Source organism: Nostoc sp. PCC 9305, from assembly GCF_963920915.1.
Lineage (GTDB): Bacteria > Cyanobacteriota > Cyanobacteriia > Cyanobacteriales > Nostocaceae > Nostoc.
The window spans coordinates 1-21,855 of sequence record NZ_CAWUDN010000093.1 but is presented as its reverse complement, the minus strand read 5'-3'; the positions used below and the strand labels follow the sequence as shown (position 1 = coordinate 21,855).

The window sequence follows — 21,855 nt, the reverse complement described above, 5'->3', positions numbered from 1 at the left end:
TCTTGGTAAGACATTTATATGAGTTTTTACATTTATGGAATTTTGACCTTGCCTGCTCCACAAAATTTAAATTTAGAGGGCTTAGATCGGCAACCTGTACAAATTAAAATTTTGGATGATTTCGCAGTAATCTACTCGGAAGCACAGCAAGAGCGTTATTTGGCCAGCCGTCGTAACTTGCTAAGTCATGAAAAAGTCCTTGAGGAGATCATGCAAGGAGGCGATCGCTATTTACTGCCCGTGCAATTTGGACTTTTGGTTTCAAGCTGGGAAACGGTTTCACAGCAATTAATTCGTCCTCATCAAGAAGAATTGACGCAATTGCTTGCGAAGTTATCGGGTTGCCGAGAAGTTAGTGTCAAAGTTTTTTGGGATACCGAGGCAGAAATTCAGGGACTATTGGCAGAACACCCAAATCTCAAAACCGAAAGGGATAAGCTAGTGGGTCAACCCCTGAGTATGGAGCGGGTAATCCAAATAGGGCAAACCATCGAACAGGGAATGAGCGATCGCAAGCAAGGCATCATCGATGTATTTAAAAGCACGCTCAACTCTATTGCGATCGAGGTGGTAGAAAATACTCCCCAAGTGGACACAATGATCTACAATTCCGCCTACCTAATTCCTTGGGAAGCAGAATCACAATTTAGCGAACACGTTGAAGCACTCGATCGTCAATTTGAAAACCGTTTACGAATTCGCTACAACAATTTCACTGCCCCATATAACTTTGCTCGTCTTCGATTAAGTACAACGGCGTAAATATTTGTAGTTGGGATGAGGCGCTATTGATAACGTTTCTTTTTGACGCTGTGCCAAATCATAGTTTTTTTCAACGCAAAGGTACGCGGAGGTTAGCGCAAAGGTACGCAGAGGTTTTATCAAGATAATTCGCTATGTTCAAAAATATTTAGGGGCATCTTTATAGAGAGTTGGTATGAATAGCAATAAAAATTGAAACTGTTGAATTTTTTAGAAATTAAATTTTTCTCTACCTTTTATTTAAGTAAAATCAATGGACGACATATTTAAAGGATTTGAACACCTATTAGAAATTGCCAAAGCTTTAGAAGAAAAAGTAGAGAAAGGCGAGTTAAAAACTTCTATTCAAATTCGCTCTCATAATCTCAGTAGTATTCCCCGGAAAGGTAATATTCCGAGAACAAGTAGTTCTAGCAGAGTTAGATCCAATTCTACCGATGCAGCTACACCAATGGATGATGCTGATGTCACCCCCCCATCAGCTCGGACGAACTCAAAAACTTCTTGGCAAGATGTCGGTGGTTTGGCTGATGTTCTCCAAGAAATCAGAGAGTTAGTTGAAATTCCACTTAAACGTCCAGATTTATTGGTGAAATTAGGGTTAGAGCCTCCGCGTGGGGTTTTGCTCGTTGGCCCGCCCGGTACGGGAAAAACTTTAACAGCCCGTGTTTTGGCAGAAGAGTTAGAGTTAAACTACATTGCCATCAATGGCCCAGAGGTGATGAGCAAGTATTACGGGGAAGCAGAAGCTCGTTTGCGAAGCATTTTTGAGAAAGCAACTCGTTCTGCTCCCTGCCTGATATTTATTGACGAAATTGACAGCCTTGCCCCAGATCGCAGCCAAGTGGAAGGCGAAGTTGAAAAAAGACTAGTGGCGCAGTTGCTTGGGTTAATGGATGGGTTTGCCAAAACCGAGGGCGTAATTGTATTAGCGGCAACAAATCGTCCCGATTATCTCGATCCGGCGCTGCGTCGTCCGGGACGCTTCGATCGCGAAGTTCAGTTTCGGGTTCCCGATCGCAATGGACGATTGGAAATTCTGACGATTTTGACAAATGCCATGCCCTTGGAGACTTCGGTTAATTTAGGTGCGATCGCTGATTTGGCTGTCGGTTTTGTTGGTGCCGATATCAAAGCTCTTTGCCAAAAAGCAGCCTACACTGCCCTTCGTCGTCAAGTCCCCTCGCTCAACAGTCCTGTTCCTGAGAACATGACTATCGTACAGCAGGATTTTCTCGAAGCAATTAAGGAGATAAAACCCTCAGTTCTCAGGGATGTAGCAGTTGAAGTACCAAGTGTCAGTTGGGATGACATTGGTGGATTGGATGATGTTAAACAAAAACTTCAAGAATCTGTAGAGGGCGCACTTCTCTATCCCGAACTATACGAGCAAACCAAAGCCAAGCCTCCCCGTGGGATTCTGTTGTGGGGGCCGCCGGGAACCGGAAAAACGTTACTTGCAAAAGCGATCGCTTCCCAAGCTAGAGCCAACTTTATTGCTGTGAATGGCCCGGAATTACTCAGCCGATGGGTAGGAGCCGCAGAACAGGCAGTCAGAGAACTGTTTCGCAAAGCTCGGCAAGCAGCTCCTTGCGTTGTGTTTATAGATGAAATTGATACCCTGGCACCAGCACGGGGACGATTCACTGGTGATTCTGGAGTTAGCGATCGCGTTGTCGGTCAACTGCTCACCGAATTAGATGGGTTGCATGAATGCCCGAAAGTACTGTTAGTAGGAGCAACCAATCGTCCAGAAGCGCTCGATCCTGCCTTGCTCAGAGCCGGAAGATTGGACTTACAAATAAAAATCGATCTACCAGATCGAGCCAGCCGATTAGCGATTTTACGAGTTCACAATCTAGATCGTCCCCTGGTTGATGTCGATTTAGAAACCTGGGCGACAGTTACCGAGGGTTGGAATGGAGCAGACTTGGCTTTGTTGAGCAATCAAGCTGCTTTAAGCGCAATTCGTCGATACCGCGCCCAAGGATTGAGTGACTCCAGCTTGATTCAGATTACAAATGATGATTTCCAAGTTACATACCAAATGCTTGCTAATCAGCATCAATCTCAATAGTGATCTGTCCCATTAATTTTGATGGCTGAACTCACTCTTAACTTTTCTTCCTTCGCGCTCTTTGCGTCCTTCGCGGTTCGTTCTCTTATCCCTCAAATTTAATGAGACAGACTAATAGTCTCTTCCTTGAAAAAACACAGAAATTCAGAGCGGAAGCTACTTATCCTCCGAAAACACCTTTGATGTCAAAAGAAGTGTCCCGGAGGACTTGCTAACTTTGGTAGAACAAGAGGGAATTATTAATTAGTTAACTTTCTTTGTCCCGACTTAATTACTTATGTCAATATACGCTTATGCTCTTCTAGTCCCCACCGCATCACCACTTGTTCTACCCTTCGGGATGGAAAGGAATATTGAACTCGTTTACTCTTCTGGTTTAGGTGCGATCGTAGAGCCGGAAATCTCACTGGAGGCAATACAGGCAACGGATGAGCATTTACTTCAAGCTGTATTAAACCACGATCGCGTAATTCGAGAACTTTTTCAACAAACTCCCCTTCTTCCCCTACGCTTTGGCAGGGGTTTTACCTCGCAAGAAAAACTGCTGAATCATCTAGAAAAGCACCAAGAGCAATATCTAGAAGCCCTAACTCACCTAGCAGACAAAGTTGAGTACACCTTAAAAATGACACCGTGTGATTTGCTTGACGATTCTGACAATATTGATGCCAGGGGAAAAGCCTATTTATTAGCTAAAAAACAACGCTACCAAACACAGCAAGCATTTCAAGCACAACAATGCGAACAGTGGGAACTCTTGAGCCAGTTAATTCTCAAAACATATACAAATGTTATCTGTGAAACTCGACAGTCAGATGTGCGGCAAATCCACTTTTTGGCACCGCGTAACAATTCAACGCTCAGTACGCAGATGTTTTCTCTTTGGCAGGTACAATGCTCGCACTGGCAATTGGCACTCAGCGAACCTCTGCCGCCTTATCATTTTCTAGAAAATACTCTCATATAAATTCATAAAAAATAATAATTATAACTTTCCTAGAAAAAAGAAAGACGGGGTGATTTTTTCTTTAATTTTAAAAAAAATATTGTTAACTTTTTAATATTTTTTTATTTTCTTATATTTATCTTATATTTTTGGGAACACTAAACTCAGGAAGAATAAAACACATTGTGTAAGTTTTACCTATTGCTCAATCAGAGCAAGATGAAATAAATAATTAGAGTTGTGAGAGGAAAAGAAAATGGCTGTTGAAAAAGTTAACTCATCTTCAAGTCTGGCTGAAGTTATTGACCGCATTTTAGACAAAGGAATTGTAATTGATGCTTGGGTACGTGTTTCTTTAGTTGGTATTGAACTGCTATCAATAGAAGCTCGGATTGTAATTGCTTCAGTTGAAACTTACTTAAGATATGCCGAGGCAGTTGGTTTAACATCTCAGGCTGCTGTTCCATCTGCTGCTTAACCCCACATTAGAAAAGGGAGTCTTTATGGCTTCTAAGCTGATGCGCATCTAAAGTATATAAACACTCTTGATGGTCGTTGACAGATGACTATTGACGGTTAACAGTCATCTGTCATCAGTCATCAGGTAAATGTACAAATTAAATGCGTAACAGCTTATTTAATATTTCTAGTTAACAAAATAGGAGATTTCAGCTGATGGCTCTCAAGAATTTATGGGAACAAGAGCGATCGCAGCGATTGCAAATAACTGCTGAACGCCGTCAACAAGTTAACCAGTGGAAACAGCTAACTCAACAAGAATTGCAGCTGCAAGCAGATATGCTTCATCAAGAATTGAGCAGTTGTGTTACTAGCCTTCACAACAATAGAAAGTTACAACAGCAGCAATTTCAGCAAGAGATTGTAGAGCGGCAATTAGAAATATTGCAAATAAAAACAGATGTCTCGCAACGCCAGCAAGAATACCGCCAACAGCGGTCGGTAAAGGCTCAGGCATTATTCCAAAACTTGCAAAATTTCCGGGCAATCTTACATAACAGTGTTTGGGACGATTACAGTCCCGAACAACCAGTTTCCCCGATTCCTGCTAAAGAAGAGAAATTAGTTGCAACAGTTCCAAAATGGTCAATCTCCCGTTCTGCAATTAAAGCCACTGGTTTTCGTGCTTCCGTCAATACCATGACTAGGAAAGTGCCTGCCTTGAATGCGGATACTGCTAAATCTAAAGTGCAGCAATACATTCAGCAAGCTGAAGGAGCTACTCTGATAGAAATTGAAGAGGTGATAGGCTTAAGCCGGGTACAAACTATAGATATTCTGCGCTCCTTAATCAAGCAAGGGGTACTAGAACAACGCGATCGCCAATACTTTATTCGGCAACAAGCAAGTTCTTGACAAACTTAATTCAAGCTCATTTTTTGTATTTGCACACTAGTAGAATGCGATCGCTTGTGTCTGTCGCCTTAAGCAGCAGAGTACAAAATCGATGCTTTGTAGTATTCAACATTTCCATCTTTTTTCGGTCTGTATTGCAACTACATCTATACAAGCAATTTGCTCAATAGATGTAACATGGCAACAAGTTAACCTATTAATAATTAGTTAACCTATTAATAATTAGAAAAAGAGCTTAAATCTTTGTTCAAGTTTCCGGCTTTGAACTTTAAAAATATCCAGATTGAAAATGGATATAACAAGCTTGGGTAGCTCAATCGAGGTTTTAAACTGTGCTATTGGCGATCGCACGATAAAGTTAGTAAGCTGGATTGTTTGAGCAATTTTAATGTAAATGCAAAACTCAGTATATATAAGGAGGTGCGATCCATTGTGAATCAATTGATCGAGCAACTTCAAACTAAATTATTTACAGGTAGGCTAAATCTTGAAGCAAGGGATGGGCCAACTTGGACGCTATATTTTCGTTTAGGACGATTAATTTGGCAGGCTGGCGGTTCTAATGCCGATGAGCGATGGCGACGACACTTGTTGCGGTACTGTTCTAATCTGGATGTGACACAGTTGGAGCAGCTTGTCTCTCCCCAGGAAAATTACCGCGAGTATTCCATTCTTGCTAAGTTGCGAGAACAAAAATTAATCGAACAACAACAACTTGTTAGCCTGATTGCAAGCTCAATAGCTGAAGTCCTGTTTGATATCATGCAGTACATTGAAGCCAAAAGAAATGGCGACAATCCAGCAGGGCAGTTGTCACCTACTACCGTTGTTGGTGAAGTTCCTGGGGTTCTCCTAGCTGTAATACCAACTGAGGAAGTCTTGAAACGGGCTACACAAGCCTGGCAAGAATGGCGAGATGCAGGACTGGCAACCTACTCGCCCAATTTATTTCCGATCATTCAACAAATTGAGTTACTCCAAGGACAAGCATCCTCTAAACAGATTATTGCTCTAGTTGATGGCACAAAAACTTTACGAGGTCTAGGGCAAAAAAGCGGTCGGGATGTCTTAGCTTTGACTCGGTTATTGATGACATTGGTAAAAACAGGGGCGATCGCTTTTTCACCTACCCCAAAGCTCAGGCAGGTTGTGATTAGTAAAGAAACTGGCAACCCGTCCAGTGCAGTTAATAATTCCAATTCTTCACTCAAGACAGAAGAGGACACTGTTTTACAATTTGCACCCAATTTCAACAAAGTTGCTCCTCCAGCGAATAGTAAAGAAATTGTCAGTCCGTCCAGTGCAGTTAATAATTTCAATTCTTCACTGAAGAAAGAAGAGAACACTGTTATACAAGTTGCTCCCCCAGCTGTTATACAAGTTCCCCCCCCAGCGGCTAGTAAAGTAATTATTGATGTCTCAAGACCTTTAGTAGCATGTGTGGATGATAGTCCGATGATCTGTCGCAGTTTGGAGGAAATTCTCACCCATCAAGGTTATCGCTTTGTTGGCATTCAAGATTCCTTGACGGCAGTTTTAAACCTAATTAAAACCAAGCCAGACTTCATTTTTTTGGATCTTTTGATGCCAAAAGTAAATGGCTATGAAATTTGTTCTCAAATCCGTAAAACTCCAAGTCTCAAAAATGTGCCGGTTGTCATCTTAACTGGGAAAGATGGAATAGTAGATCGGATGCGAGCAAAATTAGTAGGAGCAACTGACTTTTTAGGTAAACCTGTAGAAAAAGACAAAGTACTCAATATGCTTCACAAGTATTTAACCGTTTAGGTTGAAGCGACAGTCATACCAGTGGCTCTCCTACATCCATTTTCAAAACCGATTGTGGATGGGAAATTGCTTTCTAAATCTAGCTTGGTGTTAATTTATTTGTCGCCATTATTTTTCAAATTCTGAATTAAATAGTTAGGAAAAAAATGAAAAAAGTTCTTTTAGTTGAAGATAGCCTCACAGAATCCGAAAAGATGACACGTTACCTAGAGCAAGGAGGATATTCAGTTTATGAAGTTCGTAGTGGTGAAGAGGCTCAACTGCGGTTGAAACAACAAAAACCTGACTTGATCTTACTGGATTTGATTTTGCCAGGCCAAAGTGGATTTGAGTTCTGCCGCAAGTTGAAAGCCGATCCGACAACAAAAGGAATCCCGGTAGTAATTTGCTCAACTAAAAACACAGATGTTGATAGAACTTGGGGCAATATGAGTGGTGCCGATGGCTATTTAGTCAAACCTGTAGACGAAAATACCTTGCTTCAGACTGTTAGTAAATTTATTCGCTAAAGGAAACTGGGGCAATGGTACAGAGCAACGATCGCTTTTCTTCGCTACCCATTAATAGCCAATTTCGACTTGAAAACTCTTCCCAAGGAAACAACCAGAGGTTTTTAAGATTTCCGTTGAATGGAAAGGTAAATGGGTTACTCCCATTAGCTGATTTGCGGGGAGTAATTCAGGTTGCACTGACCGAGATTTTGCCAGTACCGCAGGTAGCAGAATTTTTGTTAGGCATAATGAATTGGCGGGGAGAAGCGATCTGGATTCTTGATTTAGCAGCTTTGTTGGGAGCAACACACTGGTGTCGGCGAGAAAGTGTGCGTAACTCTGGCATGGCGATGCTTGTTCAAGTCCAGAATCAAACCGTCGGGCTGTTGGTAGAGCAAGTCAATACCATTGAAGTTCACGATCCCCAAGAGCGGTTAGAGATTTCGACATCGATGTTACCTGGCCGACTAGGCTCATTCTTACAGGGTTACTTTGTGGATTCTCAAGGTAGCCCTTTGATGTTACTTGACACCCAGGTTGTGATTCAAGCCCTTCAGCCTCTTTAACACTAGACCTCTTGCAAAAATAGTTTTGCACTCTTGGGGGAAAGGGTAAAGGTAAAAGGGCAAGGGTTTTTTCTTATCCCTTTACCCTTTCCCCCTTACCCTTTTCCCGACTTCTGCAAGAAGTTTACTCTGCATTCTACTCCTTAACTCCGACAACCTTCATAGCAAGAAAGATCATGGTAGCGCAACACAATCTTAGACCGAGCCAACCTCAGTCAAATCCCAGCAACGGTTATAAGGAAACTGATAACGGGCATACCGTTGATGTACCAGCAAAACAGCAAATCACCTCCGCTCTAGAAGAATTGCGAAATGAACTGGATCAGGCTGATTGGGTGGAAACAGGGCCATTGCGAGAGAGAATCCGCAAGTTGAAAGAACTGCTAAGTGTGTTGCCATATCAAGACGGAGGAGATGGATTAGAGGTAGAGCAAGTACAGGCGATCGCTAGCAAAATCCGCCAATTTTCCGATCTAGATACTTTGCTCACCACTGTTGTCATGGAGGTACAAAGCGCCCTGCAAGCCGATCGCGTGGTGCTGTATGAGTTTACGAATCCAACGCTGGGGATAGTTGTTGCGGAGGCGATGAGGGATGGTTTTACCCCAATGCTGAAAGAAAAACTGCCTGCCGTCACTTTTGGATTGGGTTCTGCCAAGGTTTATCAACAAGAAAAATTAGTCGCGATCGCGGATACCTACACTGCAAGCTTGTCCCCTTACCAAAAGCAGCTCGTGGAGCGGTTTCAGATCAGAGCTTGTGTGAGTTTGCCGATTTTAGCAAAAGATGGGGTTTGGGGTTTGTTGGTAGTGCAGCAATGCGCTGCTGCTCGCCAGTGGCAGAATGCTGAAATTCAGTTACTAAAATTAATCGAGCAGGAATTAGAAGCGCAACTGCAAGTTGCCGCGATCCAGGCTGCGTTGCAACAAGAAGTGGAAAAAGACCAAATCCTTGTCGGTGTAGCGAATAAAATTCTCCAGTCCAAAGATTTGGATACCATCTTTCGTGTTGCCACCCAAGAAGTGCGACAGTCACTAAAATGCGATCGTGTGGCAATTTATCGTTTCCAGCCAGATTGGAGTGGGGAATTTGTAGCTGAATCTGCTGGATCTGAGTGGGTTTCTCTATTAGAAGAACAGCGAAACAACCCAGCAATTGTCAATAACGTTAACTATTGCAGTGTTAGGAACCTTGCAGACGAAGGGGGATTGGCTGGGACAACAGGGCGATCGCACAGTGCAGATAGCTACATTCAGCACACCCAAGGCAAAAATTTCCATCGCGGACAGATTTATCGAGTCACTAATGATATCTATAGTGCTGGTTTTTCTGACTGCTATATCAAAGTTTTAGAAACCTATCAAGCCAAAGGATACATTATTGTTGCCATCTTCCAGGGAGTAAAGTTGTGGGGCTTGCTCGCTGCCTATCAAAATTCTCAGCCTCGTCAGTGGAAAGATAGTGAAGTTCGACTAATGGTGCAGGTTGCAACTCTGTCTAGTATTACTATTCAACAGGTGCAATATCAGCAACAACTTTATCACCGCTCTGAAGAGTCAGCCAAACTTGTTGAACGAGAACGTACTGTTTTCGGCATCATTGAAAAGATTGGGCAAGCAACGGATCTTCGCACCCTTTTCCGGATTACGACCCAAGAGTTGCGGCGATTTTTAAAATGCGATCGCGTTGTCGTTTATCAATTTCATCCAGACTGGAGTGGAGAAGTGATCGCTGAATCTGTGGCTGCTGGTTGGTCGTCACTGTTGGAGATGCAGGAACAAGACAGCACTTTAAAAACAGGTCTGATATCTTCAGAACGTTGCAATATTAAGGATTATGGCTCCCCTGTTAAAGCTGATGCCGATACCCATCTTAAGGAAACGCAGGGTGGAATGTACGCCAAAGGAACGCGCTTCCGTAAAGTCAACGATATTTCTGCTGCTGGTTTTTCACCTTGCTATTTAGAAACATTAGAGAAGTTTCAAGCCAAAGCATACATCATTGTTCCCATCTTCCGCGCTGGTAATCTTTGGGGTTTGTTAGCAGCCTATCAGAATTCTGAGGTTCGGAAATGGACTGAGGAAGAGGCCGGTGCTTTGTTGCAGATTGCCGAACCGTTGAGCATTGCCCTCCAGCAAGCTGAATATATCGAACAGCTACGGTTAAAAAATCTAGAAATGACCCAAGTAGCTGAAGTAGAAAACGCGATCGCACGAATGGCGGATAGAATGCGTAATTCCCAACAGCTAGAAACTATTTACCGCACTACCTTGGCAGAATTGCGGCAGTTGTTCAAATGCGATCGCCTTGCAATATATCGCTTCAACTCTGACTGGAGTGGTGAATTTATTGCTGAATCTGTAGGAAGTGACTGGGTGCCTCTGGTTGGCCCCGATATCAAGACCGTATGGGAAGACGAACACCTACAGCAAACCCAGGGCGGACGCTATCGCAACAATGAAACCTTGGCCGTCAATGACATCTATACTGTTGGTTATGCCCAGTGCCACATCGACCTGTTAGAGCAGTTCCAAGTTAAAGCTTACACCATCGCTCCCATTTTTGCTGGCAACAAACTTTGGGGTTTGTTAGGGGCTTACCAAAATAGTGGGTCACGCCAGTGGAATTCCGAAGAGGTGCGATTGCTGACCAAATTGGGCATTCAGTTGGGGTTAAGCGTGCAGCAAGTTGAGTACATCGAACAGCTGAAGATGAAGAATGCAGAGTTGGCGCGGGCAGCAGAAGAGGAACAAGTGCTGACAGGGATGGTGGAAAAAATCCGTCAAGCACAGGATATGGACACAATTTTCCTGAATGTGCTGCCAAGTTTACGCAAACAACTACAGTGCGATCGCCTAGCAGTATTTCACTTTCATCCCGACTGGAGTGTGGAGTTTGTTGCCGAATCCGTAAAAGATAAATGGTTGTCTTTAGCTGATTCCGACATCAAAACGATTTGGATGGACGAACATTTACAAGAAACTCAGGGCGGACGCTATCGCAATCATGAAACCTTTGTTGTCAATGATATCTACACTGCCGGTCACGTTCAGTGCTACCTAGAGATATTAGAAAAAATCCAGGCTAAGGCTTACGCGATCGCTCCGATCTTTATTGGAAACAAACTCTGGGGCTTTATCGGAGCATACCAAAATACTGGCCCTCGCGAGTGGAAATCCAAGGATGTGCAACTGTTGCGAAAAGTAGCTGTGCAAATGGGTATAGGCTTGCAACAGGTTAAGTATATCGAACAACTCAAGAATAAGAATGCAGAGTTAGCCAGAACCGCAGAAGGGGAACGAGCATTAACACGGCTGTCAGAAAAAATTCGCCAAGTTCAAGAGCTAGATACGATTTTCCGCAATGCCCTACCAGAATTGCGATCGCATTTGGAATGCGATCGTCTCGCAGTGTATCGCTTCAATCCAGATTGGGGTGGGGAGTTTATTGCCGAATCTGTAAGTCGTGAATGGGTGGCTTTGGTTGGCCCCGATATCAGAACTATATGGGAAGACGAACACCTACAACAAACCCAAGGTGGACGCTATCGCAACAACGAGACGTTTGTAATTAATGACGTTTACACTGCTGGTCATGCCCAGTGCCACTTGAAAATTCTCGAACAATTTCAGATTAGAGCCTATATCATCACCCCGATTATTGCCGGAAACAAGCTCTGGGGTTTGTTAGGAGCTTACCAAAATAGCGGGCCGCGGCAATGGCAAGAGAATGAAGTCAACTTGGTAGCGAAAATCGGCACGCAGTTTGGGGTTGCCGTCCAGCAATCGCAATACTTACAACAAACCTTAACCAAGAATGAGGAACTGATAAAACTGGCAGAACGGGAAGTAGCAAACGCCCGATTTTCCTATCGCCTGCCAAGTCGGTTAACAGAGATGGCCCAAAGTCATGGTAATGTTCTGGAATTTATCCAGTTTGCCACCCACGAACTTCGTCAACTGCTCAAAGTAGATCGAGTTGGAGTTTACCGTTTTGAGCCTGATTGGTCTGGAGAATTTGTAGTTGAGTCTGTGACTGGGGATTGGCCTAAGCTGGTGGGAACTAGCCTTGCCAAAGTTAGAGATACCTATCTCCAGTACAACCAAGGAGGGCGTTATGTCCGCAAAGAAAGTTTGCAGGTTGACAATATATATACTGTCGGTCATGACGAATGTCACATCCAATTGTTAGAAATGTGGGGAACTAAAGCCTACATGATTTCTCCGATTTTTCAAGAAAATCGGCTATGGGGGCTGATGGGAGTTTATCAAAATAGCGCACCGCGCCAGTGGGAGCAATCCGAGGAGGATGTTCTCAACCAAGCCAGCGTCCAGATTGGTATTGCCCTCAATCTTGCAGACTACCTAACACAGGTGCGTACTCAAGAGCAGCAACTAGCAGAAGCAGCAGAGCGCGAACGCACCGCCCGCGAAAAACTCCAACAAGGAGCAATCCGCGTTCTCATGGCTTTGGAACCATCCTTCAGAGGCGATCTTACCGTTCGAGCGCCCCTATCTGAAGATGAAATTGGGACGATCGCCGATGGTTACAATACTACGATCCAAAGTTTGCGAGATTTAGTGCGACAAGTGCAGGTTGCTGCTGGCAGGGTGAGTGAAACTTCCAGCAATAACACTATCTCAGTAGTGAAACTATCTGACCAAGCTCAACAGCAGGCAGAACGGCTTGAACACGCTCTGGAACAATTACAAATGATGGTAACTTCCACCCAGATAGTCGCTGCTGATGCTCAAAAAGTAGGACAGGCGGTTCAAAGAGCTAATAACACCGTCCAAGCTGGTGATTCCCTGATGGAAAGAACTGTAGATGGCATTTTGGAGATTCGGGAAACCGTGTCGGAAACAGCGAAGAAGATTAAACGCCTCGGTGAAGCTTCTCAGAAAATCTCGAAAGTAGTGAGTCTGATTGAAAACTTTGCCACTCAAACCAATTTGCTGGCACTCAATGCGGCGATCGAGGCTACCCGTGCCGGAGAGTATGGCAAAGGCTTTGCGGTGGTTGCAGATGAAGTTCGTTCTCTGGCTTATCAGTCCGCTAGTGCCACCACAGAAATTGAGCGACTCGTGCAAGAAATTCAAGCTGGCACCAACGAAGTTACCGAAGCAATGGAAATAGGGATTAGCCAAGTTGTCCAAGGCTCGAACTTGATCGATGAGACTCGTCATTCTCTGAGTGCGATCGTGGTAGCTACCAACGAAATTGGTGGACTGGTACAAGGAATTACCCAAGCAGTTTCCCATCAAAGTCAGCAATCTCAGATGTTGACAGAGGCAATGATGGATGTTTCGGCGATCGCCCGTAAGACTTCAGAAAGTGCCATCCACATTTCCGAGTCTTTTGAGGAACTACGGATGACTTCACAACAACTGGAAACCAGCGTTAGCCAGTTCAAAGTTGACTAAGGGACTTCCAAATAAAAAAATACCCCAAAACTGACGGAAAAATCCTCTCTATTTCTCTTCTCTCTGTGTTCTCTGCGCGGCAGTCGCTCATGGGGGAAACCCCCAAGACCGCGCTGCCTTGTCTCTGTGGTTCGTTTATTTGGATAATTTATTTCTTGGAAGTCCCTAATCTCGCAAAACTGTTATGAACTCCGATCCCAGTAATCAAGAGCAGGCTTTTCTTGCTGAAGCGGCAGAGTTGTTGCAAACCATTGAGCAGAATCTGATCGGTTTACTTGATGAAAAAACAATAGAAAAAGTTCATGCCTTGATGCGAAGCGCCCATACTATCAAAGGGAGTGCTGCCAGTGTTGGGCAAGAAACTATTCAGACAATTGCCCATCATTTGGAAGATGTATTCCAAGCGTTATATGCTCCAGAACTGGAAATCGATCCAGAATTGGGTGCTTTGCTTCTAGATGCTTATGAATGCCTGCGAACTCCATTGAGTGCAGCCTTGATGGGCTTATCCTGCAATGAGGCAGAAATACTCGATCGCACTGCCTCAATCTTCGCCCAACTCCAACATAAACTAGGCGACTTTTTTGGTCGTGAGGCTCTGCTTCCCAGTTCGGAAGAACTTGGCTTTGATGTCGTAGAGTCAATCTTTTCCGGGAGTGTACTCCAGGATTTGCAACAGCTGGAAACTGACATCCAAAGCCAAGATCCGCAACAAATTCAAACAACACTCAACTCCCAAGCCGAATTTTTTGCTGAACTAGCAGCATCTTATGGCTTATCTGGATTGGAAGAAATTGCCCAGGCGACCCTAAACGCGCTCAAAGCACATCCAGACAAAGTACTGGAAATCGCTCAGGTGGCTTTAGAAAATTTTAAAGCAGCTCAAGTAGCAGTACTTGCAGGCGATCGCACTCAAGGGGGAGAAATATCTCCACAATTGCGAGAATGGGCGGGACTAATTACTCCTGTCCCAGAACCGCAAGAGCTGCTAGTTGCGATCGCTGCCCAACCCACAGAAACGACTACAACTGAGAATAAGCCATCCCCCCTTCTCAGTGCCAGCGAAGCGGAATCAATTTGGTCGTTTTTCCCGAAGCGGACTGATAACTCCCTACCGAAAACACCGGAGGTACTGGCACCTATTTCTCAGGATTCGGTAGTAGCCCCCTCTGCCATAGATCGGATTTTACAGTCAATCTGGATTGGAGATCCACAGACATCCTGCCGATACACAGACTCAGATCGGCCAGCCTCTCCACCACCAGCACCAAGCCTCCAGGCTCAGTCATCGGCATCACTTCCCAGTATCCGAGTAGCGATAGAACAACTCGATCGCCTCAGCCATACAATTGGGGAATTGCTAATCAGCGAAAACCAACAAAACCTGCAATCTAACCACATCCACAAAGCAGCTCAAGACACTCTATTACAGTTTTTGTACTGTCAACAACAACTTAGTAAAGTCTTTACTTGGTCGGATCGACATCTGCTGCTTCCCGAACGCAAGCAGCGACATATACATGGATCTCCACGAGTTATCTCTGCTACCGAGGCACAATCCAATTTTGATGCCTTAGAAATGGATAACTATAGCGAGTTGCACATTCTCCTGCAAAATCTGACAGAAGACATGGTGCAATTAGGAGAACAGATTGAGGCTGTTAATGGCTTAGTTCAGCAATCTCGCTTCAGTCTCGGAAAGCGCAAGCAACTGCTTTCAGGAGCGCAGGAAGATTTGCTGCAAGCCAGAATGGTTCCACTGGGAACAGTGTTGAATCGATTACCCCGCCTCCTGCAACAGATGGTAGCAACTTATCATAAGCCTGTTGAACTCAAGCTTGGCGGTACGAAGGTACTGGTGGATAAAGCCATTTCTGAGCAGTTGTACGATCCCTTGCTGCACATGATTCGTAATGCCTTCGATCACGGCATTGAACCGGTAGAAACCCGCCGCCAGCAGGGTAAACCAGAAACCGGAACAATTACAATTAAAGCCTATCATCAAGGCAACCGCACTACTATTGAGGTACGGGATGATGGTCGAGGCTTTAACTGGGAATCGATTCGTCAGCGAGGTATAGAAAAACACCTGTTGACTCCCGAACAAGCCGCCTACGCCTCAGAAGACCAACTGGCAGAGTTATTATTTGAACCGGGCTTTTCTACCGCCAAGCAGGTTGGTGAGTTATCTGGTCGTGGTATCGGCTTAGATGTGGTTCGCACTCAATTGCAAGCTTTACAAGGTTCGATTGTGGTGCGATCGCTTTCAGGGCAGGGAACCACCTTCATGCTGCAATTGCCCCTGAGCTTGACAACAGCACGCTTGCTCGTTTGTCAATCTCAAGGTATTACTTATGGCTTGCTGTCTGAAGGAGTTAGCCAGGTTTTATTACCGCAGCCAGAGCAGATTCAAGTCCAGCAATCTTTACACGGGCAAGGCAGCCAAAAATACTGGCAGTGGGGAGAAGGGCAAAATCAGCAATTAGTTCCCATCCGCTCGCTTGCGAATTTGCTGGATTACAAATACCCTTTATTCACCCAAGACCACAATTTAAACCTCAGTCCTTTTCCAGTCAAACAACGGAACACCGTCGAACCTCTGCTGTTGTTAGAAACAGAGCATCAATACCTGTGTTTGCAAGTCGATCAGATTTTAGTCGAGCAGGAATTAGTAATTAAATCCCTCGGCAGAGTCCTGACTTTACCTAGTTACATCCAAGGCTACAGCGTGTTGGGAAATGGTAGTCTGACCCTAATCGTTGACCCGTTGGAGTTAGTTCGGCAAACTTGGGAGACAGATATGATGCCGACTTCCCCAGCATCAAGTCTTGCAATATTGCCCGCGCCTGAGCCTGTTCTTACTCTAGAGGCAACTATAACGCAACCGCAGCAACAGCCGATGGAAGTCAATACAGCCGTTGCTCAACCTAACCGACTGACAGTGTTAGTCGTGGAAGATTCGGTTGTACAAAGGCAAAGTTTGGTGCAGACGCTCCAAAAAGCCGATTATCAAGTATTGCAAGCAGGCGATGGTCGAGAGGCGATCGCTCAATTGGTGCAACACAGTGATGTCGATTTAGTGATTTGTGACATTGAAATGCCGCGTATGAATGGATTTGAGTTTTTAGAACACCATCGCCAAGACGAGCGTTTGTCCGGCATTCCTGTGGTGATGCTGACTACTCGTAGCGGACAGAAGCACCGCCAATTAGCTTTAGCTCTAGGGGCGAAAGCTTACATGACCAAACCCTATTCAGAACAGAGCTTTCTAGCCGCGATCGCTGAACTGGTTAATGGGTAAAGGGGAAAGGGGAAAGGGGAAGGGGAAAAGGTTAAAGGTTAAAGGGGAAAGGGAACCCCATAACTAAAGTTAGAGGCTTGAAGTAAGGATGCCTCAATTCTCGCGCAATAGTCTGGAATTGAATCTTTTTCCCTTTCATAAATAAAGTTTAGGGGCTTGCACCCTTTCCCCTTCCCCTTTACCCTTTTCCCCTTCCCCTTTCCCCCTTCCCCTTTCCCCTTTCCCCTTTACCCTTTCCCCCTTCCCCTTCCTATGCTTAACACTCCCTTTCCGTTTAAGCGATTATCTGGCGCTGTGAGCGAGCGCGACTCATTACGAGTCGTTGTTTTTGCGATCGCAGACTATTTATTTGCCCTGCCAGTTGGTGCAGTTCTCAAGGTGATGGCTTGTCCCCCTATTCGCAGTACGGTTGAAAGTGGTATCGGAATGGTTGATTTGGGAGCGCAAACCATTACGATTGTAGACTTGCGCCAGAAGTTCATTCAGCAAGTACAAGGCCAACAGGCGCATCAAGTTCCCTCTGCGGTTGATACTTCAGGACGCTTCCTACTTCTGACTCAAACGCGGACTGGGGAAATTTGTGGCATTCCTGTGGATAAACCGCCTGCCTTAATCGATATTCCTTTAGAAGCAGTGCGTCCGGTGCCGTGGTCTTATCGGCAAGTGGCGGAGTTAAGCTGTGTGAGCCACATGGCTGTTTTGCCTGTAGCACCAAACGAGGAACCACTCAAAGTACTTCTTTTTGGTATGAGCCAGATATTGGCTGATAAGTTGGGGTTGCCTGGAACAACCTCAACCTTGGCTCCTGGGATGACATCAGGCGAACAACGGCAAAGATTTCTCCGTTTTTCTTTGGGGAATCAAGGAAGTGGATTGCTACCATTTGACTCAATACAGGACATTATTCATCTCGCTAGCCAAGAAATTTCTCCAGCCCCGGCCTTACCAAGTTGGATTTTAGGTTTCTATAATTGGCAAGGACAGATGCTGCGGCTGGTTGACTTGGAACATTTGCTTGGTTATGCGCCGCTTTTAAAGCGGCAGTCACGACCAGAAAAGCCAATGGTTCTAGTTCTCGAACTGCAAAATCAGGTAATCGGGTTTTTGGTGGCTCATGTCTACGATGTAGAGTGGCAGGATTTACAGCAAGCACAATCGGCACCAACCGACCTTTCCCCAAACAAACTGCTAAATTTTGTTCGAGGTATTCTGCCAGGCGATCGCTGGATTTTAGACACCAGAGCGATCGCCCAAACATTGCAATGGCAAACCCACTGATTTAACTTGATGCTGCCAAGGAGTTTTCTGTGACGATCGCAATTTTAGACCCTAATTCTGAAACCCAGCCTGTTGAAAATGAAATCCAGATAGAAGAAATTTTGGCTAATGTGGCTCTAATCAAAGCAGTCTTTCAATCTGCTAAGGGGCCAAAGGTCGCTCAATTGCAGCAGAAGGTAAGTCAAATCGAAACTTTTATCCAAGCTTTGGCTAAGGATTCGCCCAGTGACAATGATGAAAATGTTCGAGGGGCTTTTCATCTCCAGCGAGAACAACTTGCGGCCATTGATCGGCAAATGCAGCAGACAAAAGGTCAAACTGCACTTTTGGAGGTTACAGTCACCGCCCTTCGAGATGTTCTCAACGCCGATCGCGTTTTGATTTATCGTTTTGAAGAAGATAATCGCAGTCGAGCGATCGCTGAAGCTATACAAGCAGGTTGGACATCCTTGCTCAACCAATCCCTACCGATAAATTTGTTTAGTGTTGGCGACGGACAAAACTCGCAGGGCAACCTCACTGAAGTATTAGAATTAACTCCCCGCCAACAGCAATTTTGGCAACGCTTTCAGGTACAAGCTAGCTTGTGCTTGCCCTTGATTGTCAAACAACAGCCTTGGGGTTTTTTAGTTATTCATCATTGCCTTCAACCCCGACAATGGCAGGAAGCAGAGCGCAGTTTGCTACAACAAGTAGGAATGATGTTGACAATTAACTTGCGCTGGGCTGAAATAGTAACTCCACCTGCTCAACAACTTGAATCCCTCGATCGCTCACAGTTTCTAGTGCCATTACAGCAGGTGAGCCAGACTGTACAAGAAGGAGCCAGAATCGCCGAGCTTGCCAACGAGCATTTAATGTCTATTCAAGATACTGTTGCTATTACTAATAAACAGCTGCAATATCTTGGTGAATTTTGTCAGCAAGCTTCTGACTTTGTTCATCTTGTGGAAGGCTTGAGTACCAAAATTCAGGTTTTGTCTCTGAATACAGCCATCGAAGCCACAAAAGCTAACGACCAGGAACGAGGTTTGCTAGCTGCTGCCGAACAGGTGGAAATTCTCGCCCGTCAAGCCCGCGACAGCACGCTAAATATAGAGGAATGGTTCCAAGAACTCCAGGTGGCAGCAGCAGACGTTACTTCTACTATCGAACCGTGCGATCGCCAAATCAGTGCGGGGCTGGAGTCAATCGCCCAAATCCAAGAGCAATTTAGAGCGATCGCCGACATCGCTGCTTGTACCCTCAAATCAATGTCGAAGCCATAAGACCTCTTGCAAAAGTGCTTTTTGCAAGAGGTGGGAAAAGGGTAAAGGTTAAAGGGGAAAGGCAAAATACAGAACCTTTCCCTTTCCCCCTTCCCCTTTACCCTTTTCCCGACTTCTGCAAGAAGTCTATAGAATTGTCACAAACCCATAGAAACTGAGAGTTGTTTTCATGAGTACCGATTTTGTCCCCCAACCGCAGAACGACGATCGTTTTCTAGAAGAAGCGATCGATCTGTTGCTGTTCTTGGAGCAGGAGTTGCCTAACTATACAAAAGACAGTAACCCTGGTACAGCTTTGGCTCTCATGGAAGCTGCCCGCTCTCTGCATTTGATTGCTATAGCAGCCGAGCTAGATGCCATTGCCATAGTTGCGGCTGCACTAGAAGAAATTTTTCAGCTTTTGCATCAGTATCGGGCAACTGTCAACGCCCCAATCGCCTCCCTGTTGTCAGAAGGATTAGATTGCTTACAGATGCTGTTGATGGCATTTTTAACAGCCTCGCAAATTGACGAAGTAGAAATTCTGGAGCGGATGTCTGCCATTGTTGCTCGTCTACAAGCAGAGTTTGGCGATTCCCAGGAAACAAACCTTGAGACATCGGTAGAGCAACCGCAGGAACATCAACCAGTTATTCAGTTTGGCGATCGCTTGCCCAAGGTAGAATCTTCTGCGGAGCAAGTTATCGTTAAAGACAACGATAGTCTTGACAGAGAAATAATAGATGAAGAAACTAGCCCCCAGTCTGGTAGCCTTGTTCGCGTAGATACCGAGCAGTTTCCCATCAAGGTAGGGGAACTAGCAAACCCGGAGGAGTATGGGGAAGAAGATTTTCATGCTTGGTTGGGGGATTTTTCCCTGTCTGCTGAAATATCTGAAGCATCCCTAGTTAAATCTGTTCGCGATCGCCATCCACTCTCTTTGCAAGAATCGATTTCTACCATTCTTGCAACAAATATTCCAGCCGCTACACCCATCAATCTTAAGCATCTCGAACAACTAAACGCGCTAATTGCAACATTATTAATTAACTATAATCAGCAAGCTTGCCAGGAAGAACAACAGCAACACACCATCGGGCAGTTGCTCCGACAAGTTAAACGATTACAACACTTGCTGGATAACCTACAGGAATGGTCAGGACGTTTAGCAGCAATTTCAGATACCCTTTCTCCCCTAGCTGCTTCTCGCTCTCAGCAATTATACAGTACTCTGCAATCTGTTTTGGCTGAAGCGTCTCAGGTAGCATCAACTGTTCATTCGCTGAATAACAATCATCATCAACTCAAACAAGAACTCATACAGCAGGAAAAGTTACTTAACCAGTCTTCCAATTTAGTCAAAAAAGTTACAACTATTCCTTTAAAAGTAGCGTTAGAACCTTTACATCGGCTTTGGTCTCAGTTACAAGCTCTACAAGATAAGTCTGCTAGACTACATTTACAAATTAGCGATATCCAAGTCGATCGGGCATTTAGCGATCGCCTCCATGCTCTCCTGTTACATATAAGTTGCTATTTACTAGATCAAAGTATTGAGTCTTCCCAAACACGCCAACACCTTGGTAAAAATAGCAACGGTATCATCGAAATTCAAGTTTACCAGCAAGGCAATCAACTGATTATTGATGGCTGTGATGATGGCGCAGGGCTTAACTTATCTCAAATCTATCAACAAGCTTTAGCCCAAGGACTCGCCCTGACAAAACCAGGGGATATCTTACAAGAACTGGTAATTGAACCAGAGGTTTCATCTGTTTTATGCGATCGTGCTGCCTTAGAGTTAGGAGTAGAATTAACTGAAGTTTGCAAGCAATTAACAGCTATTCAGGGAAGAATAGTATTGAAGTCTAAAGGTGGACATGGTACAGCTTTCTCGCTCCAAATTCCCCTCGATCAAAAAATTGCTCAACTTATCGTCTGTCAAGCTAACTCCAGAGTCTATGGATTTATTGCCGATTCTGTAGAGCAGATTTGTCTATCGCAGTCCGAACAAATTATCCAAACTCAAGCGGGACGTATGTTACTATTGCAGTCTTCTAGCACCAGTGGCTTTCTTGGTTGTGCTGATGAGCATCTAACAACAGAAATGCTCGTCCCCATACACTTATTGACTGATGTGCTGATTTGTCCTAACCAGCTTCCTACCTCAGTTACTACTTACAGCACAGATACACTAAATGCTTTCAAGCAAGATAAGCCTTTATTAGTATTTCGTTACTTAGACAAACGATGTGCTTTAGAAGTAGATTACCTAATCGGCAAGCAATCCGCTGCGATCCATCCTCTGGGGGAAGCAATCCCAGTTCCTGCTTATATCCAAGGAACTAGCATTCTTGCCAATGGGCAACTTAGCCTGGTTTTGGATGGTCATCTTCTCACAAAATCTCTAGCTTGAACTCAATACCTGTATGATTCTTGTTAAGAAGGTGTTATGAATTTCAGACAAAACTGGCTGACTAATATCATGTCCGCTTGATTGCTTATTAAACCCAAATAACCCCACCCCGCCAAAGCTACGCTTTGTCTCCCCTCCCGAAGAGCGGCTACGGTGTATACACAAGTCTTTGAGAGTTGCCTCACA

At 44.7% G+C, this 21,855-nt stretch carries 14 protein-coding genes; 13 read left to right on the top strand and 1 reads right to left on the bottom strand.

Features of this window, described 5'->3' with window-relative positions; genetic code table 11:
- Window positions 1-18 precede the first annotated feature (18 nt).
- From ACM0OX_RS27145 to ACM0OX_RS27085, 13 genes are all read left to right on the top strand, one after another.
- On the top strand, window positions 19-762 hold the full coding sequence (locus ACM0OX_RS27145) for a GvpL/GvpF family gas vesicle protein (protein WP_414518056.1): 744 nt from the start codon (window positions 19-21) through the stop codon (window positions 760-762).
- Between the two features lie 253 nt (window positions 763-1,015).
- Entirely contained in the window at window positions 1,016-2,839 is a 1,824-nt protein-coding gene (locus ACM0OX_RS27140; protein WP_414518055.1) for an AAA family ATPase, read from the top strand.
- 277 nt (window positions 2,840-3,116) lie between these two features.
- Complete coding sequence (locus ACM0OX_RS27135; RefSeq protein WP_414518054.1) at window positions 3,117-3,806, top strand: GvpL/GvpF family gas vesicle protein; 690 nt, start codon at window positions 3,117-3,119, stop codon at window positions 3,804-3,806.
- A 235-nt stretch (window positions 3,807-4,041) separates the two neighbouring features.
- On the top strand, window positions 4,042-4,263 hold the full coding sequence (gene gvpA / locus ACM0OX_RS27130) for a gas vesicle structural protein GvpA (protein WP_012408764.1): 222 nt from the start codon (window positions 4,042-4,044) through the stop codon (window positions 4,261-4,263).
- A 197-nt stretch (window positions 4,264-4,460) separates the two neighbouring features.
- A complete protein-coding gene (locus ACM0OX_RS27125) occupies window positions 4,461-5,159 on the top strand; it encodes a gas vesicle protein GvpC (protein ID WP_414518053.1) in 699 nt (232 codons plus the stop codon).
- Window positions 5,160-5,591: 432 nt separating this feature from the next.
- Window positions 5,592-6,947 carry a response regulator gene (locus ACM0OX_RS27120; RefSeq protein ID WP_414518052.1) on the top strand — a complete coding sequence of 452 codons (1,356 nt, stop codon included), beginning with the start codon at window positions 5,592-5,594 and terminating at the stop codon, window positions 6,945-6,947.
- 146 nt (window positions 6,948-7,093) lie between these two features.
- Window positions 7,094-7,456 carry a response regulator transcription factor gene (locus ACM0OX_RS27115; RefSeq protein WP_012408767.1) on the top strand — a complete coding sequence of 121 codons (363 nt, stop codon included), beginning with the start codon at window positions 7,094-7,096 and terminating at the stop codon, window positions 7,454-7,456.
- 14 nt (window positions 7,457-7,470) lie between these two features.
- A complete protein-coding gene (locus ACM0OX_RS27110) occupies window positions 7,471-8,004 on the top strand; it encodes a chemotaxis protein CheW (protein WP_190964200.1) in 534 nt (177 codons plus the stop codon).
- Window positions 8,005-8,180: 176 nt separating this feature from the next.
- Entirely contained in the window at window positions 8,181-13,427 is a 5,247-nt protein-coding gene (locus tag ACM0OX_RS27105; RefSeq protein WP_414518051.1) for a GAF domain-containing protein, read from the top strand.
- A 184-nt stretch (window positions 13,428-13,611) separates the two neighbouring features.
- Window positions 13,612-16,728, top strand: a complete 3,117-nt coding sequence (locus ACM0OX_RS27100; RefSeq protein WP_414518050.1) for a response regulator — start codon at window positions 13,612-13,614, stop codon at window positions 16,726-16,728.
- Between the two features lie 294 nt (window positions 16,729-17,022).
- Entirely contained in the window at window positions 17,023-18,006 is a 984-nt protein-coding gene (locus ACM0OX_RS27095; protein ID WP_414518049.1) for a chemotaxis protein CheW, read from the top strand.
- A 29-nt stretch (window positions 18,007-18,035) separates the two neighbouring features.
- A complete protein-coding gene (locus ACM0OX_RS27090) occupies window positions 18,036-19,274 on the top strand; it encodes a GAF domain-containing protein (protein WP_414518048.1) in 1,239 nt (412 codons plus the stop codon).
- A gap of 169 nt (window positions 19,275-19,443) precedes the next feature.
- Window positions 19,444-21,669, top strand: a complete 2,226-nt coding sequence (locus ACM0OX_RS27085) for a chemotaxis protein CheA (RefSeq protein ID WP_414518047.1) — start codon at window positions 19,444-19,446, stop codon at window positions 21,667-21,669.
- On the opposite strand, the gene ACM0OX_RS27080 is transcribed toward ACM0OX_RS27085, so the two are convergent.
- The coding region (locus ACM0OX_RS27080) for a hypothetical protein (protein WP_414518046.1) at window positions 21,661-21,855 on the bottom strand (195 nt) is incomplete at its 5' end. The two genes, ACM0OX_RS27085 and ACM0OX_RS27080, sit on opposite strands and share 9 nt — an antisense overlap.

Excerpts from the sequence above, each read along its gene's own strand:
- ACM0OX_RS27145 (WP_414518056.1), top strand. The coding sequence starts at position 19 with ATGAGTTTTTACATTTATGGAATTTTGACCTTGCCTGCTCCACAAAAT.
- ACM0OX_RS27140 (WP_414518055.1), top strand. The coding sequence starts at position 1,016 with ATGGACGACATATTTAAAGGATTTGAACACCTATTAGAAATTGCCAAA.
- ACM0OX_RS27135 (WP_414518054.1), top strand. The coding sequence starts at position 3,117 with ATGTCAATATACGCTTATGCTCTTCTAGTCCCCACCGCATCACCACTT.
- gvpA (WP_012408764.1), top strand. The coding sequence starts at position 4,042 with ATGGCTGTTGAAAAAGTTAACTCATCTTCAAGTCTGGCTGAAGTTATT.
- ACM0OX_RS27125 (WP_414518053.1), top strand. The coding sequence starts at position 4,461 with ATGGCTCTCAAGAATTTATGGGAACAAGAGCGATCGCAGCGATTGCAA.
- ACM0OX_RS27115 (WP_012408767.1), top strand. The coding sequence starts at position 7,094 with ATGAAAAAAGTTCTTTTAGTTGAAGATAGCCTCACAGAATCCGAAAAG.
- ACM0OX_RS27110 (WP_190964200.1), top strand. The coding sequence starts at position 7,471 with ATGGTACAGAGCAACGATCGCTTTTCTTCGCTACCCATTAATAGCCAA.
- ACM0OX_RS27105 (WP_414518051.1), top strand. The coding sequence starts at position 8,181 with ATGGTAGCGCAACACAATCTTAGACCGAGCCAACCTCAGTCAAATCCC.
- ACM0OX_RS27100 (WP_414518050.1), top strand. The coding sequence starts at position 13,612 with ATGAACTCCGATCCCAGTAATCAAGAGCAGGCTTTTCTTGCTGAAGCG.
- ACM0OX_RS27085 (WP_414518047.1), top strand. The coding sequence starts at position 19,444 with ATGAGTACCGATTTTGTCCCCCAACCGCAGAACGACGATCGTTTTCTA.